The organism is Nocardiopsis sp. NRRL B-16309, from assembly GCF_001279585.1.
In the GTDB taxonomy this organism is placed as follows: Bacteria; Actinomycetota; Actinomycetes; order Streptosporangiales; family Streptosporangiaceae; genus Nocardiopsis.
Genome location: NZ_LGEC01000078.1, coordinates 51,951 through 65,805, shown reverse-complemented (window position 1 = coordinate 65,805; position 13,855 = coordinate 51,951). Strand labels below are relative to the sequence as shown.

Sequence of the window (13,855 nt, the reverse complement as noted above, 5' to 3'; positions counted from 1 at the left end):
CCTTTGGGACGGGGGCTTCGCGCCTTGCGGTGCACGCCCTCGTTCCTCGGGAGTGCACCTCCAGCCGCTCCAGGACCCGTCGGCGCCCTCGCTGTGCTTCCTGGCGCCCTCGCGAGCTCGGACGCGCACTCGGGGCGCCGGGTAGCCAACCCCCCGGGGCCCGCAGTCTGAACGGCCTACCTCCCACCCCCTGGGGTCGAGGTAGGCCGTTTCGTGCACGTCCAAGCCGCTCGCGGACCCTCCTGCGCAACGGCGCCTCCTCCCGAGGCGGGACGCGTCCGTTCCCTTCGGGTCGGGCCGCGGGTTCGCGTCGGGTCGTGTTCGGACGGCCTTCTCCCGGCTCGTGAGGAGGGCGTCCGACCGTTGGGCGGTGGTGCGCCAGCCGTCGCGCCCCCGGCGGTGACTATGGTGGGGGTACGCGTTGGGGGCGCGCCCATCCGTGCTGGTGGTCCGCGTCCCGGCGGAGCCCTGGCGAGGCCGCGGGGCCAACGTGGTCAGGGTTACCTAAGTAACACCCCGGTGTGGCTTGGCCTTTGAAGCTACCAGCCAGTAACATCTGGGTATCAGCACATCGCGGGCCGGTCCGAACACGAAAGACCGGACCCGCCGTCGAGTGACCGAACGGCATTCGGCATTGTTGGCAGTACGGGGCGCGCCAGCGTCCGCCCGCCTGACGGCGGATCATGCGAGTGCAGGGAGGTCGGCCACCGGCCATGAATATTGTCGTTTTGGTCAAGCAGGTCCCGGACACGGCGACCGAACGGAAGCTCAGCGACGCGGACAAGACGCTCGACCGCGCAGCGTCCGACGGCGTCATCAACGAGCTCGACGAGTACGCCATCGAAGAGGCGCTCCTGCTCAAGGAGAAGCACGGCGGCGAGGTCACCATCCTGACGATGGGCCCCGACCAGGCCACGGACTCCATCCGCAAGGCCCTGTCCATGGGCGCGGACAAGGCCGTCTTCGTCAACGACGACGCGCTCCACGGATCGGACGCGCTCCAGACCGCCTACGCGCTCGCGCAGGCCCTGGGCACCCTGGAGTTCGACCTGGTCGTCCTGGGCTCGGAGTCCACGGACGCGCGCACCGGTGTCGTCGGCGCGGCGCTCGCCGAGTACCTCGGCCTGCCGCAGCTCACGCTCGCGGGCAAGGTCGACATCGACGGCGGCGCCGTCAGGATCCAGCGTCAGACGGACTACGGCTACGACGTCGTCGAGGCGCAGCTCCCGGCGGTCGTCTCGGTCGTCGAGAAGATCAACGAGCCGCGCTACCCGTCCTTCAAGCTGATCATGCAGGCGAAGAAGAAGCCGGTCGACAAGAAGTCGGCCGCCGACGCCGGCATCGACACGGCCAAGGTCGGTCTGGCCAACGCCACCACCGAGACCGTCGACTTCGCCCCCGCGCCGCCGCGCGCCGCGGGCACGATCGTCAAGGACGAGGGCGACGGCGGCGCGAAGCTCGCCGACTTCCTCTCCGAGAAGAAGTTCGTCTAGGTCCGACGAGAGACTCAGGAAGGTTGAAGGATTATGGCTGAGGTCCTCGTCCTCGTCGACCACGTCGACGGACAGGTCAAGAAGGTCACCACCGAGCTGCTGACCGCCGCCCGCCGCATCGGCGAGCCCGCCGCGGTGTGGGTCGGCGACGGTGCCGAGTCCGGCAAGGCCACACTGGCCGAGTTCGGCGCGGAGAAGGTCTACGTCGCGTCGGCCGAGCTCAACGACTACGTCGTCGCGCCCAAGGCCGAGCTGCTCGCCAAGCTGGCGCAGGAGAAGTCGGCCGCCGCGATCCTCGTCTCGGCCACCGCCGAGAACAAGGAGATCGCCGGCCGCACCGCCGTGAAGCTGGGTTCGGGCGTCCTCACCGACGTCGTCGACGTCAGCGCCGAGGCCGTCACCGAGCACAGCATCTTCGGTGGCGCCACGGTCACGCACGGCCGTGTGACGACCGGCGTGCCGATCGTCGCGGTCCGTCCGAACTCGGTCGCTCCCGAGGCCGCGGCCGGTGCCGCCGCCGAGGAGGCCGTGTCGGTCGAGATCTCCGACGCCGCCAAGTCCGCCAAGGTCGTGGAGCGCGTCGTGCAGGAGCAGGGCGAGCGCCCCGAGCTCACCGAGGCCGCGATCGTGGTCTCCGGTGGCCGCGGCGTGGGCTCGGACGACTTCTCGGTCGTCGAGAAGCTGGCCGACTCGCTCGGTGCCGCCGTCGGCGCCTCCCGCGCCGCCGTCGACTCCGGGTGGTACCCGAACCAGTTCCAGGTCGGCCAGACCGGTAAGACGGTCAGCCCGAACCTGTACGTGGCTCTGGGCATCTCCGGTGCGATCCAGCACCGCGCGGGCATGCAGACCTCGAAGAACATCGTCGCGGTCAACAAGGACCCCGAGGCGCCGATCTTCGAGCTCGCCGACTTCGGCGTCGTGGGGGACCTGCACACGGTCGCCCCGCAGCTGACCGAGGAGATCAACAAGCGCAAGTAGTCCCACGCGCTTGCAGTACGACGCCCGGCCGGGTCGGACCCGGCCGGGCGTCGTGCGTCCCGGGGCCCGGAGGGGGCTCCTCGCCCCGGGCGGGGGTTTCCCGTGGTGGGGCGCCGGGTACACGGGTCGCACGCCGACTCCGAGCGGGGGAGCCATGAGCACAGCCGTGCGGGCCGGGCGCCGGACCGTGAAGGTGCGCAGGCCGGACAAGCCGTTGTTCGAGGAGGGCGGGGAGACCAAGGCCGACCTCGCCGAGTACTACGCGCGGATCGCGCCGCTGATGCTGGCGCAGGTCCGGGACCGGCCGGTCGCCCTGCAGCGGTTCCCGGACGGGATCGATTCCGGCGGCTTCTTCGTCAAACACCCGTCGACGCCCTCGTGGGTGCGCAGGGTCGAGACCGACAGCGGGCCGATGGTGGAGTGCCAGGACGCGGCCACCCTGGTCTGGTGCGCCGACCAGGCGGCGATCGAGGTCCACATGTGGCTGTCCAAGGAACCGAACCTGGGCATGCCGGACCGGATGGTGCTCGACCTCGACCCGCCCGAGGCCACGGCCGCCGGCTTCGAGGCCTGCAAGGCCACCGCGTGGGACGTGCGCGAGGAGCTGGACGGCCTGGGGCTGGCCGCCTACGTGATGACCACGGGGTCCAAGGGCCTGCACGTTCACTCCCCGCTGCGCCCGGAGTTCACCGACCAGGAGGTGCGCGACCTGGCCGAGGCGATCGCCGACCGGGTGGCCGCCCGCCGGCCGCAGGAGCGCACCACCAAGTTCCGCAAGGCCGCCCGGCGCGGTCGGCTGTTCGTGGACTACCTGCGCAACGGCCGCGACCAGCTCGCGGTGGCCCCGTACTCGGTGCGCGCCAGGCCGGGGGCACCGGTCGCGGCGCCGATCACCTGGGAGGAGCTGGAGGGCCTGGACTCACCGCGCGCCTTCTCCCTGGACCTGCGGCGCGAGGAGTGCCCGTTCGCGGGCATGGGCCGCCACGCCCGCTCGCCCCGCAAGGCCCGCGCCAAGCTGGGCTGACGCGAGGGCACGAGGTTTCACCGATGCGCGCCGTCCCTGGGGCGTGCACACTCGCGGGGACGCCCCCCGACGGAAGGCACCCCTCGTGAGCGAGCCCCAGGTACGCATCTTCGACATCATGGCCTGCGACGTCTACTGGGACTTCGAAGGCACCCCGCTCCCCAGGGAACAGCACAAGTTCCTGGTCTCCTTCCACCCCACGCCCGGGACGCCCACGCCCGAGCTCATCGAGTCCATCACCGCCCGCGGGCCCGGCGGGTACGAGGTGGCGTTCACGAACCAGCTCTTCACCAACGGCAACACCGACGGCTACATCTACGACCGCACGCTGGACTACTACTGGTACATGGTCAACCTGCCCACGGGGTTCCTGCCCGAGGGCGAGTACACCATCGAGGTCCGGGCGACCGACGGCACGGTGCAGAGCCGGACGCGCCACCAGGACATCGGTGCCTCACGTCGGCTGGTCGACCACTACGAGGCCCAGCGGGACCGGCTCCTGGCGTCCTTCGGGCCCTCGGGCGGAGCGGTCCTGGACACGGTTCCCTCGGACGGCGAGCTGCGCTGCTCGTGGGAGACCCTGGAGCGGACCGGGGGACCGGACGCCTTCTACATCCACCGCCTGTCCAAGGGCGGGTCGGCCCGCGAGTTCGACACCCAGAACCTGACCTGGTGGGACAACATCTTCATCCAGCGCCTCAGGGGTGAGGAGCGGGCGGGGCTCAACCGCTCCGAGGTGACGGTGCGGGCCGACCTGGAGGCGGACACCACCTACGCCTACTTCGTGGAGATCACCGACGCCAACGCCCAGGGGGAGACCAACATCTGCGTGTTCCAGCCGCACCAGGTCTTCGCCACCCCGGCGGGCGTGGCCGCCGGAGTCTGACCCCGACCCGGGCACCGGCGCTCGGGACAGGGCCGGCGCCGTCCGGTCGGGCACGTCAGGGACATCCTGTCCGAGTCATGTTCTCTGTGTTCCTGATGTCGTCCCGCGATGACTTCGCCCATGTGGGCCAGGGAAATCGTGTCTTTGTCGAAGTACTCGGAGTGGGCGTCTCCGAGCGGATTCGTGACACGTCCTATTCCGGTGCGCCCGTGTCCCCGGTCGGACGTCCGGATGGGCGCTGGCGGCCGGTCGGGCCGGACACGGGAGGAAAGCACGCGGTAGCCGATTCGGGTGGTGTCCGTGGCCCGGACCGACCGCGTCAGTGCTTGCGGAGGACCAGGAGGAGGTTCCAGGTGACGACCTCGCGCAGGAACGGCACGTGGACGATCGGCCGCATCCAGTCGGGCAGGTAGCGCGGCCGGATGTCGACCGCGGTCACGTCGCCGCGCCCGCGTGCCCAGCGGATCATCTCCTTGGCGTGGGCGGCGTACATGCTGCGGCCGAAGTCGTTCTTGGGCCGGCGGCCGTGCCTGCGCGCGAAGCGCTCGGCGGCGTAGGAGCCGCCGAGGTAGTGCCACGGGGAGGTCTCGTGGCCGCCCCACGGTGAGAGCCACAGCGTGTACGACAGGTAGACCAGGCCGCCGGGCCTGGTCACGCGGACCATCTCGTCGGCCATCCGGGTCCGGTCGGGCACGTGTTCCAGGACGTTGGAGGAGAAGCACACGTCCACCGAGCCCTCGCGCAGCGGGAGGTCGAGCGCGCTTCCCTGGATCGCGTGCAGGCCCGGGTCGCGGCCGTGCAGGCGCATCTCGTGGGCGTCGGCGTCCACGCACAGGCAGCGGGCCCCGGCGTCGCGCAGCGCGTCGGCGAAGTAGCCGGGGCCGCCGCCGACGTCCACGACCAGGCGGCCGTCCAGCGGTGTGTAGGAGCGCAGCTGGGCCACGGTGTCGCGGGCCAGCGTCCCGTAGAAGAACGCCGGGTCGGTCTGCTCCCTGCGGAAGGCGGAGAACAGCCCCACCGAGCGCCCGAGGGTGGCGCGGAAGGGGACGGTACCGTCGGACCGGGTGCCGAGCGCGCTCACGCGGCCTCCTCCAGGGCGACGTAGTGGCGCAGGTGGCGCCAGTGGTCACCGCCCCAGTACTCGTCCGAGGCCAGGATCCGGCCCGCGGGCACGAGCGCGGCGATCCGCTCGGTGGCCAGCGTGTGCATCCGCATCGGGGCCGGGTAGCGCAGGATCACGCGCTGGGCCAGCGCCACCAGCGGCCACGGCGCGTACCGGAAGACCAGGCCCTTGAAGGTGCGCCGCTCGGACTCGGGGACCCCGAGGACCAGCGCGCCGCCCGGGCGCACGACACGGGCGAACTCGCGCAGGTAGCCCTCGGCGAGCTCGGGCGGCAGGTGCTGGAGGACCAGGTCGGTGTAGACCAGGTCGAAGGAGTCGTCCTCGAACAGGGACAGGTCGGGGCGCTCGTTGAGGTGGAAGGTGATCCGGCCGCCCGACCGGTCCAGGCGGCGGGCCTCCGCCAGCATGGGGGCGGAGATGTCGACGCCGTCGACCCGCTCGAAGTGCGCGGCCAGCGCGTTGGACAGGCGTCCGGCGCCGCAGCCGAAGTCCAGGACGCGACCGCGGGCCGGACGGGCGCCCAACTCCTCCAGCCGGGCGAGCGCCGGGTCGATCTCGGCGCGGCCCGAGGCGAGGAACTCGTCGTCGTCCCAGCCGCCGCCGCGCTTGCCCGGGTCGACGCACACCGCCCACAGCGGCTCGGCGGAACCCAGCCGGGTCCAGTCCCGGCGTACCTGTTCGAGCCCCACCGGCCTCACCTCCACGGTTTCTGAAGCTTGTTCTCGTTCCGAGCGAACGGAACTTCACGGCCTGCGATAACGGTCAAGGGCAAAACTGGAACGTGTTGTATTCTGACATCCCTTGTCTGGCTTGGCCAACCTATGGCGTGGAGAGACCGATGCCCCCTGCCTCCGCCCTCGCGCTGGGACGCGACCGGGTCCTCCTGGTCGCACTCCTGCTCATCGCCGCCGCGGTGGGACTCAAGGTCTACCTGCTCCAGGCGTCCTACTTCGTCGAGGACGACTTCCTGTTCTTCGCCGGAGCCCACGCCACGGACCTGAGCCCGGAGTACCTGTTCGGTCTGCACAAGGGCCACCTGATGCCCGGCGGGCTCTTCCTGGTCTACCTCCAGACGGCGTTCTGGCCCTTCGACTGGTGGGTCAGCGCCGGGATCATGCTCGCTCTCCAGACGGCGGCGCTGCTGGGCTTCCTGCGGCTGGTGTGGGAGCTGTTCGGCCGCCGCTGGGCGCTCCTGGTCCCCGTCACCGTGTACGCCCTGGCTCCGCTGACCGTTCCCGTCCTGGGGTGGTGGTCCGCCGCGCTCAACGCGGTGCCGCTCCAGCTCGGCATGGTGTTCGCGCTGCTGTGGACGGTCCGCTACCTGCGCACCTCGGACCGCCGGTTCGCGCTGTGGGCGGGGATCGCGGTCGGGTTCGCGATGCTGTTCAACGTCAAGGCGATGTTCCTGCCGGTGCTGCTCTTCGCGATCGCCGTCGCCGTGCTGTACCCGGGCGGGCCGATCACCGCCGCCCGCCGCGCCTGGGCGCTGCACCGGTCCTTCTGGACGGCGATGGCGGCCCTCTTCGGCGCCTACACCGTCCTGTACATGGTCCGGATGCGCGCCGGGGACGGCGGCGAGGGCGCGGGCGTGCCGGAGTACGGCCCCGCCATGGCCCTGCTGCGGGGACTGCTCACCGAGGTCTTCCCGGTCGGGGCCCTGGGCGGCCCCCTGGAGTGGTCGCCCGTCACGCCGACCGGTGGGCTGATCGACGCCCGCGGCGAGATGGTGCTGGTGTCCTGGGCCGTGTTCGGCGTGATCGTGCTCGCCAGCCTGTGGCTGCGCCGCCGCGCGTGGCGGGCCTGGACGGTGCTGCTCGGCTACCTCGTGGTCGTGGACGTCGTCCCGACGATCGTGGCGCGCGGACGCTTCCAGGAGGTGGCCGCCGCCGACCCCCGGTACGTGGCCGACGCCGCCCTGGTCTTCGCGCTGTGCCTGGCCCTGGCCTTCCTGCCGACCCGTGAGGAGCGCGCCCGCGCCGCCGTCGGGCAGGAGGTTCCCGCGCCGGTTCCGGGACGCGGCACCCGGGTCACCGCCGGGCTGGCCACGGCGGTCTACGCGGGCGCGGCGGTGTACTCCACCGTCGCCTACGCCGACACGCTCAGCGGCGACCGGCTCCAGTGGTACCTGGACACCGTGCGCGTGGCGCTGGACGACGTGCCGGAGGAGGGCGGGCTCTACTCCCGTCCGGTCCCGGAGGACATCGTCCTGGAGTGGAACGGGCACCGGCGGATGAGTTCGTACGTCCTGGCTCCGCTGGCCGATCCGCACACGGCCGAGCGGATGGGCTCCCCGGAGCAGTCCGACCGGGCGTACGTGTTCAACGACGGCGGCTACCTCGTCCCGGCCCGCCCGTCCGACGACAGTTACGTGTTCGGCCCCGCGGCGGGCGAGGAGTGCATCGAGTCCTGGGACGGCCTGATGGCCTGGCCGGTGAGGGCGGACGGCGGGCCGCCCCAGATCGTCACCATCGGCTACACGGCCGAGGACCCGACCGAGGTCGCCGTGGCGCTCGGCGACGACTGGATCGACGTGGAACTGCCGGCCGCCGAGGAGAACGGCACCTGGTACGTCCCCGTGGGCGCGTTCGGCGACCAGCTGGCCCTGTACACCTCGGCGGACGAGGTGTGCGTGAGCTGGGTGTCGATCGGCACGATGGCGCCGACGGTGGAGGGCAACCCGTGGGAGGCGGACGCGGACGACGGGGCCGGGGAATAGGCGCTCCGGCGGCGTCCGCCGAGGCGGCGCGAACCCGGGGCCCACGCGTCGGGTGTGCCGGAGTCGTGCGCTCGCGTCGGCTCAGCCTCGTCCGTGCGCGCCGATCCGTCCTCGTTCGTACGCGTCGGCGCGGCCTTGTCCGCTCGCGTCGGCTCGGCCTCGTTCAGGCGTGCCGACCGGGTGCTCCGCCCGCGCCGACCTGGGATGGTCCGCCGGGCGCCGGTGCGGGTGCCGAGCCGGGGCCGTGGTGCCGCGACCACCGCCGGGAGGGCTCCTCCACCCACCGGTGCGTGGCCATGGCCAGCAGGACCGTGCCGATGGTCACCGGCACCGCGTCCAGGAGGAAGGACCCCGTGAAGATCTCCTGGCCGGTGAAGTCGCGCCACAGGTAGAGCACCACGAACTGCCAGAGGAACACCCCGTAGGAGATCCGGGCGAGGAACTGGACCGTCCGGTGCCGCAGCAGCGAGTCCAGCCACCGCCCGTCGGTCCAGGCCCCGGCCCGGCGCAGGGGGAGCGGGGCGGACGTGGGGCGCGGCGCCAGCGCGGCGGGGGCCAGGACGAGGAACGCGAAGCCGATGCCGGTCGCCGTGCCCAGCGCCGAGCCCCAGATGTCCCCGGCGCCGATGAAGCGGCCGCCCGCGGCCGGTGTGGCGTTGAGCGCGAAGAACGCGCCCGCCGCCAGCCAGCAGATCCCCGGGGAGGCGGCGATCGTCCGGCACAGGCGCCGCACCGGTCCGTCCGGGCCCGGTTCGCGGTGGGCCCACTCCGACAGGACCGCCAGGGCCATCCCGGCCGCGAACAGGCCCAGCGCCCGGGGCAGCCACGCGTGCATGTACTCGCGCGACTCCGGATAGAACTGCGGCACCAGGGCGGCGAAGCCCAGCACGACCAGGGCGGCCAGGCCGATGAGCAGGCGCCGGCCGCGGTCGTCCACCGTGGCGCCGCGCCGGGCCCACAGCGACAGCGCCAGGGCCAGGAGCGGCAGCAGCAGGTAGAAGCTCACCTCGACGGAGAGGCTCCACATCTGCCCCAGACCGTACGGCCCGGTGCCGAGCCAGGGCGGGTCGGTGTTGAAGGGGAAGGCCAGCGTCAGCACCTCCAGCCAGTGGCGGAGGTTCAGGTCGGCACGCGAGTGGAGCAGCAGCGCGGTCACGGCCACCACCCAGTAGGCGGGGAAGACCCGCACTGCGCGGCGCCAGAGGTAGGGGAGGGCGCGCGGGCCCCGGTCGCCGTCCAGGACGGCGCGGGCCCACGGCCGGAAGAGCAGGACCCCGGAGAGCGCGAAGAAGAGGGGCACCGCCAGGTCGAGGGAGCCGAGCAGTCCGCCGACGACACCGGGCGCCAGGGAGTCGCCGGTCTCGGTGGCCACATGGAAGAAGAGGACCATCAGGGCGGCCGCGGCGCGCACGCCGTCGAGGGTCTCGTGGCGGCCGCCGACCTGGGGCAGCAGGCGGTCCGCGGTCGGGGAGAGGGTGCGCTCCATGGGGCCTTCCAGCGCGGGGGCGAGTCGAAACGCGTCTCACTAGAACGTGTTATAAAAATTCAGACACGCCCTGGTGACGTCGTTCACTACTGGGCAGTACTCTACCGGAACTGAAGCTAGTTCCACCCGCCCCCGCTCACCCCGATCCGATCCACCCAGTTCCAGATCCAGAACCGGACTCTCATCCGCCCAGGAGGGCACATGCGCCGTACCGTTGCGGTCGTTCTCATCGCGCTGGGGGTCTTCTTTCTCGCCTTCGCACCCATGATGCGCACGTGGATGTCGAGCTCCCTGATGAAGACTCCTCTGGACTACTACAGTCAAACCGTCAACGAAGGAGAGGTCGACTACTTCAACATCGAGGACGTGGAGGCGGTCGAGAACGCCCAGGTGGAGGCGCACTCGACGATCCGCGCCGATGTGGCCTCCAGCACCGACGACACCGTCGTCTGGGACCAGTTCACCTGGATCAAGGACGCCGACACCGACTTCGGCATCTCGTCGACCAGCCGCCGTGCCGGGCACGACCGGGTCACCGGCGAGGCGGTCGACTGCTGCGACGCCATGATCAACGACGAGGCCGCCACCCAGACCGGCCTGCTGTGGAAGTTCCCCTTCTTCCCGGAGCAGCGCGACTACGACTTCTTCGAGACCACCGTCCAGGAGGTCGTCCCGATGGAGTTCCAGGACGTCGAGGAGATCGAGGGCGTCGAAACCTACCGATACGTCCAGACCGTCGAGCCGACCACCGTCGGCGAGCGCACCATCCCGCGCTCCGTGGCGGGCCTGGAGGGCGACGGCGACATCACCGGCGAGGAGCAGTTCTCCATCGTGCGCACCTACTGGGTCGACGCCGTGACCGGAACCCCGATCAAGGTCAGCGAGGACCAGCACCGGGTCGTGGTCTACGAGGGCGAAGAGGTCCTCACCCTCCTCAGCGGCGAGCTCACCTTCGACGAGGCGAGCGTGCAGGACAAGATCGAGAGCACCGAACAGGGCCGGACACTGCTGCCCCTGCTGCGCACCACCATCCCGGTGGCGTCGCTGATCGTCGGTGTCGGCCTCATCGCCATCGCGACCGTCCTCCTCATCGCGGGACGTACCCGCACCGACTAGGTCGTGTTCTTTGCGGCATTCCGGGCTCGCGGCCGCCAGGCCGCCTCTCGCCGCGCCTCCGCGGTCGTGCAGCACGACCAGGCTGAACGTCGCACATCGTCTCGTGAGAGAGGGCCTGACGACCGCTCGCTCACCCGAAGGCCTGCGGAAGAACACTCCCTGGACGTGGATCCGCGGGCGACCCCCAGGACACCGCACTCTCCCCCGGCGGCCGACCGCCGGTGCATCCCCCCGGTGTACCGGCGGCACGGCCGTCTCCGGCAACGACTTCGACGGGAGCGGACATGTCCTCACCAGTGGACCACCGGCGGACCCGGCACGACGCGACCGTGCCCGCGGAGCCCGCCACATCCAGGGAACCCGCGGCACCCGCGACACCGGTGACGCCTGCGTCATCCGCCACACCTGTAACACCTGTGGCACCCGCCGCATCCGCCACGCCTGTGGCACCTGCGTCATCCGCCACACCTGTGGTACTCGCGTCATCCGCCACACCTGTGGCACCCGGGTCGTCCGCGTCACCCGTGGCACCTGCGTCATCCGTGACGCCTGTGGCACCCGAGGGGCCCGCCGAGCGAGTCGCCTCCGGGGAACCTTCGGACCCTGGCCCGGAATCCCAGGCCGCCCGCCCTCCCCGCTCCTCCCAGACCGCTCGCCTCCCCTGGTCACCGCGCTCCCCACGGACCACCGACTCCCCACGGGCCGCCCGCTCCCTCCCACTCGCCCTGCTGCGCGCCTGCCGCCCCCGGCAGTGGCTCAAGAACCTCCTGGTGTTCGCCGCCCCGGCGGCGGCCGGAGCGCTCGGCCAGCCGTCGGCCCTGGCCGCCTGCGCGGTGGCCTTCGTCCTCTTCTGCCTGGCGGCCGGGGGGACCTACCTGCTCAACGACGTCAGGGACGTGGAACGCGACCGCGCACACGAGCGCAAGCGCGACCGCCCGGTGGCCTCGGGCGAGCTGCCCGTCCCCGTCGCCGTGACGGCGGGCGCCCTCCTGGTCGCCGTCGTCCCGCCCGCCTCCCTGCTGTTCGGCGAACCCCGACTGACCGTCCTGCTCACCTGCTACGTCGTGCTCACCCTCGCCTACACGCGCTTCCTCAAGGACGTCGTCGTGTGCGACCTGGTCGCGGTCTCGGCCTGCCACGTCCTGCGCGCCGTCGCGGGGGCGGCGGTCGTCGGCGTCCCGCTCACCACCTGGTTCGTCATCGTCGTGTCCCTGGCGGCCCTGCTCGTGGTGGTCGGCAAGCGGGAGGCCGAACTGCGCGCCGCCGACGCCGCCGCCGAGACGGCGCCCGCCGGTCCCCGCGCACCCGCGCCCCCGGCGGCCCGCGAGACGCTGCGCGGCTACTCCGTCTCCTACCTCACCCAGACCCGCACCACGGTCTCGGCCGCGATGATCGTCACCTACTGCGTGTGGGCCCTCGAACCGGCGGAGCACACGGCCTTCCACGCGGTCAGTATCGTTCCCTTCATCATGTTCGTGCTCCGCTACAACCTGCTCGTCGACCGCGGCGTCGGCGAGGAGCCCGAGGAGGTCGCCCTGCGCGACCGGCCGCTCCAGGCCGTCCTCACCGCCCTCGTGGCCCTGGTCGGTCTGGGGATCTATCTGTGAACCGTCCGACGCTGCTCACCGGGTGGGGCCGCACCGCGCCCACCGCCGCCCGCGTGGTCCGTCCGCGCACCGCCGCGCAGGTGGCCGACGCCCTCGCCCAGGCCGGACCGCGCGGCGCCCTGCCGCGCGGCCTCGGCCGGTCCTACGGCGACGCTGCCCAGGCCGCCGGCGGACTGGTCCTGGACTGCCGCGAGCTGACCGGGCCCGTGCGGCTCGACGCCGACCGCGGCACGGTCACCGCGCCCGCAGGTACCGCCCTGGGCCGACTGGCCGCCCACCTGCTGCGCCGCGGCCACGTCCTGCCCGTACTGCCCGGCACCGGGTACGTGACGCTGGGCGGGGCGATCGCCGCCGACGTCCACGGCAAGAACCACCACCGCGACTCCTCGTTCGGCGCCCACGTGCGCTCCCTGACCCTGGTCACGCCCGACGGCCGTACCCGCGTGCTCGGTCCCGCCGGCGCGGACGCCGACCTCTTCTGGGCGACCGTCGGCGGCATGGGCCTGACCGGAGTGGTCACCGAGGCGACCGTGGCGGTCCGCCCGGTGGAGACCGCCCACATGCGCGTGGACACCGACCGCACCGGCGACCTCGACGCCACGCTGGAGCTGATGTCGCGCCACGGCGACGCCCCCTACTCCGTGTGCTGGGTGGACCTGCTCGCCCGCGGGCGAGCCCTGGGCCGGGGCGTGCTCACCCGCGCCCACCACGCCCGGCCCGCCGACCTCCCCCGGGCCCTGCGCGCCGATCCGCTGCGGCTGAACCCGTCCCCCCGGCTGTCCGCGCCGCCCTGGGCGCCGTCCGGGCTGCTCAACCGCTGGACGGCGGGGGCGTTCAACGCCGCCCGCTTCCACGGGGCGCCGGAGCGCCGACGCGGCGAGCCGCAGCCGCTGCCGTCGTTCTTCCACCCGCTCGACGCCGTTCGGGGGTGGAACCGGATGTACGGGCCGCACGGCTTCGTCCAGTACCAGTTCGTCGTGCCGTTCGGCGCCGAGGACGTGCTCACCCGGATCGCCCGGGACCTGTCCCGCGCGGGCACGCCGTCCTTCCTCGCCGTACTCAAACGCATGGGCGAGCCCACAGCGGGACCGCTCTCCTTCCCGCGACCGGGCTGGTCGCTGGCCATGGACCTGCCCGCCGCGCTGCCCGGGCTCGCCGGCCTGCTCAACGGCTTCGACGAACGCGTGCTCGACGCGGGCGGGCGCCTCTACCTGGCCAAGGACAGCCGTGCGCGGGCCGAGACCGTGCACGCCATGTACCCCGCTCTGCCCGCCTGGCGCGAGGTCCGGGCCAGGGCCGATCCGGCCGGGGTCCTGGTCTCCGACCTGGCCCGGCGCCTGAGGCTCGTGTGAGCGCGGGCCGGGCGCCGGTCCCTTGGACCGACCGGGCCGCCGACGCTTCCACCCGAAGGGACTCTCCATGACTG

The 13,855-nt window shown here is 72.2% G+C and carries 11 protein-coding genes; 8 read left to right on the top strand and 3 right to left on the bottom strand.

Annotated features, from left to right (window positions below; all coding sequences use genetic code 11):
• Positions 1 to 713 precede the first annotated feature (713 nt).
• The 4 genes from ADL05_RS16365 (at position 714) to ADL05_RS16350 (ending at position 4,381) form a co-directional block, all read left to right on the top strand.
• Positions 714 to 1,493: an electron transfer flavoprotein subunit beta/FixA family protein gene (locus ADL05_RS16365; RefSeq protein WP_053617841.1), complete on the top strand. Its 780-nt coding sequence runs from the start codon at positions 714 to 716 to the stop codon at positions 1,491 to 1,493.
• 33 nt (positions 1,494 to 1,526) lie between these two features.
• Positions 1,527 to 2,471, top strand: a complete 945-nt coding sequence (locus tag ADL05_RS16360) for an electron transfer flavoprotein subunit alpha/FixB family protein (RefSeq protein WP_053617840.1) — start codon at positions 1,527 to 1,529, stop codon at positions 2,469 to 2,471.
• A gap of 154 nt (positions 2,472 to 2,625) precedes the next feature.
• Complete coding sequence (ligD, locus tag ADL05_RS16355) at positions 2,626 to 3,495, top strand: non-homologous end-joining DNA ligase (protein WP_053617839.1); 870 nt, start codon at positions 2,626 to 2,628, stop codon at positions 3,493 to 3,495.
• 85 nt (positions 3,496 to 3,580) lie between these two features.
• Positions 3,581 to 4,381 (top strand): hypothetical protein, encoded by an 801-nt coding sequence (locus tag ADL05_RS16350; RefSeq protein WP_053617838.1) that lies wholly within the window; start codon positions 3,581 to 3,583, stop codon positions 4,379 to 4,381.
• Positions 4,382 to 4,700: 319 nt separating this feature from the next.
• Here ADL05_RS16350 and ADL05_RS16345 read toward each other — a convergent pair whose 3' ends face one another.
• Positions 4,701 to 5,462 (bottom strand): class I SAM-dependent methyltransferase, encoded by a 762-nt coding sequence (locus ADL05_RS16345; RefSeq protein WP_053617837.1) that lies wholly within the window; start codon positions 5,460 to 5,462, stop codon positions 4,701 to 4,703.
• Positions 5,459 to 6,193 carry a class I SAM-dependent methyltransferase gene (locus ADL05_RS16340; RefSeq protein WP_369800950.1) on the bottom strand — a complete coding sequence of 245 codons (735 nt, stop codon included), beginning with the start codon at positions 6,191 to 6,193 and terminating at the stop codon, positions 5,459 to 5,461. The genes ADL05_RS16345 and ADL05_RS16340 overlap by 4 nt, the downstream gene beginning before the upstream one ends.
• A 149-nt stretch (positions 6,194 to 6,342) precedes the next feature.
• Here ADL05_RS16340 and ADL05_RS16335 point away from each other — a divergent pair, with 149 nt between their 5' ends.
• Positions 6,343 to 8,220: a glycosyltransferase family 39 protein gene (locus ADL05_RS16335; protein WP_231640774.1), complete on the top strand. Its 1,878-nt coding sequence runs from the start codon at positions 6,343 to 6,345 to the stop codon at positions 8,218 to 8,220.
• 163 nt (positions 8,221 to 8,383) lie between these two features.
• Here the strand turns inward: ADL05_RS16335 and ADL05_RS16330 are convergent, their stop codons facing one another.
• A complete protein-coding gene (locus tag ADL05_RS16330; RefSeq protein ID WP_082376462.1) occupies positions 8,384 to 9,706 on the bottom strand; it encodes an acyltransferase in 1,323 nt (440 codons plus the stop codon).
• A 201-nt stretch (positions 9,707 to 9,907) separates the two neighbouring features.
• On the opposite strand from ADL05_RS16330, the gene ADL05_RS16325 reads away from it, so the two are divergent.
• From ADL05_RS16325 to ADL05_RS16315, 3 genes are all read left to right on the top strand, one after another.
• Positions 9,908 to 10,822: a DUF3068 domain-containing protein gene (locus ADL05_RS16325; protein ID WP_053617835.1), complete on the top strand. Its 915-nt coding sequence runs from the start codon at positions 9,908 to 9,910 to the stop codon at positions 10,820 to 10,822.
• Positions 10,823 to 11,547: 725 nt separating this feature from the next.
• Positions 11,548 to 12,429, top strand: a complete 882-nt coding sequence (locus ADL05_RS16320) for a decaprenyl-phosphate phosphoribosyltransferase (protein ID WP_082376468.1) — start codon at positions 11,548 to 11,550, stop codon at positions 12,427 to 12,429.
• Positions 12,426 to 13,781 (top strand): FAD-binding oxidoreductase, encoded by a 1,356-nt coding sequence (locus tag ADL05_RS16315; protein ID WP_053617834.1) that lies wholly within the window; start codon positions 12,426 to 12,428, stop codon positions 13,779 to 13,781. The genes ADL05_RS16320 and ADL05_RS16315 overlap by 4 nt, the downstream gene beginning before the upstream one ends.
• Positions 13,782 to 13,855: the final 74 nt, after the last annotated feature.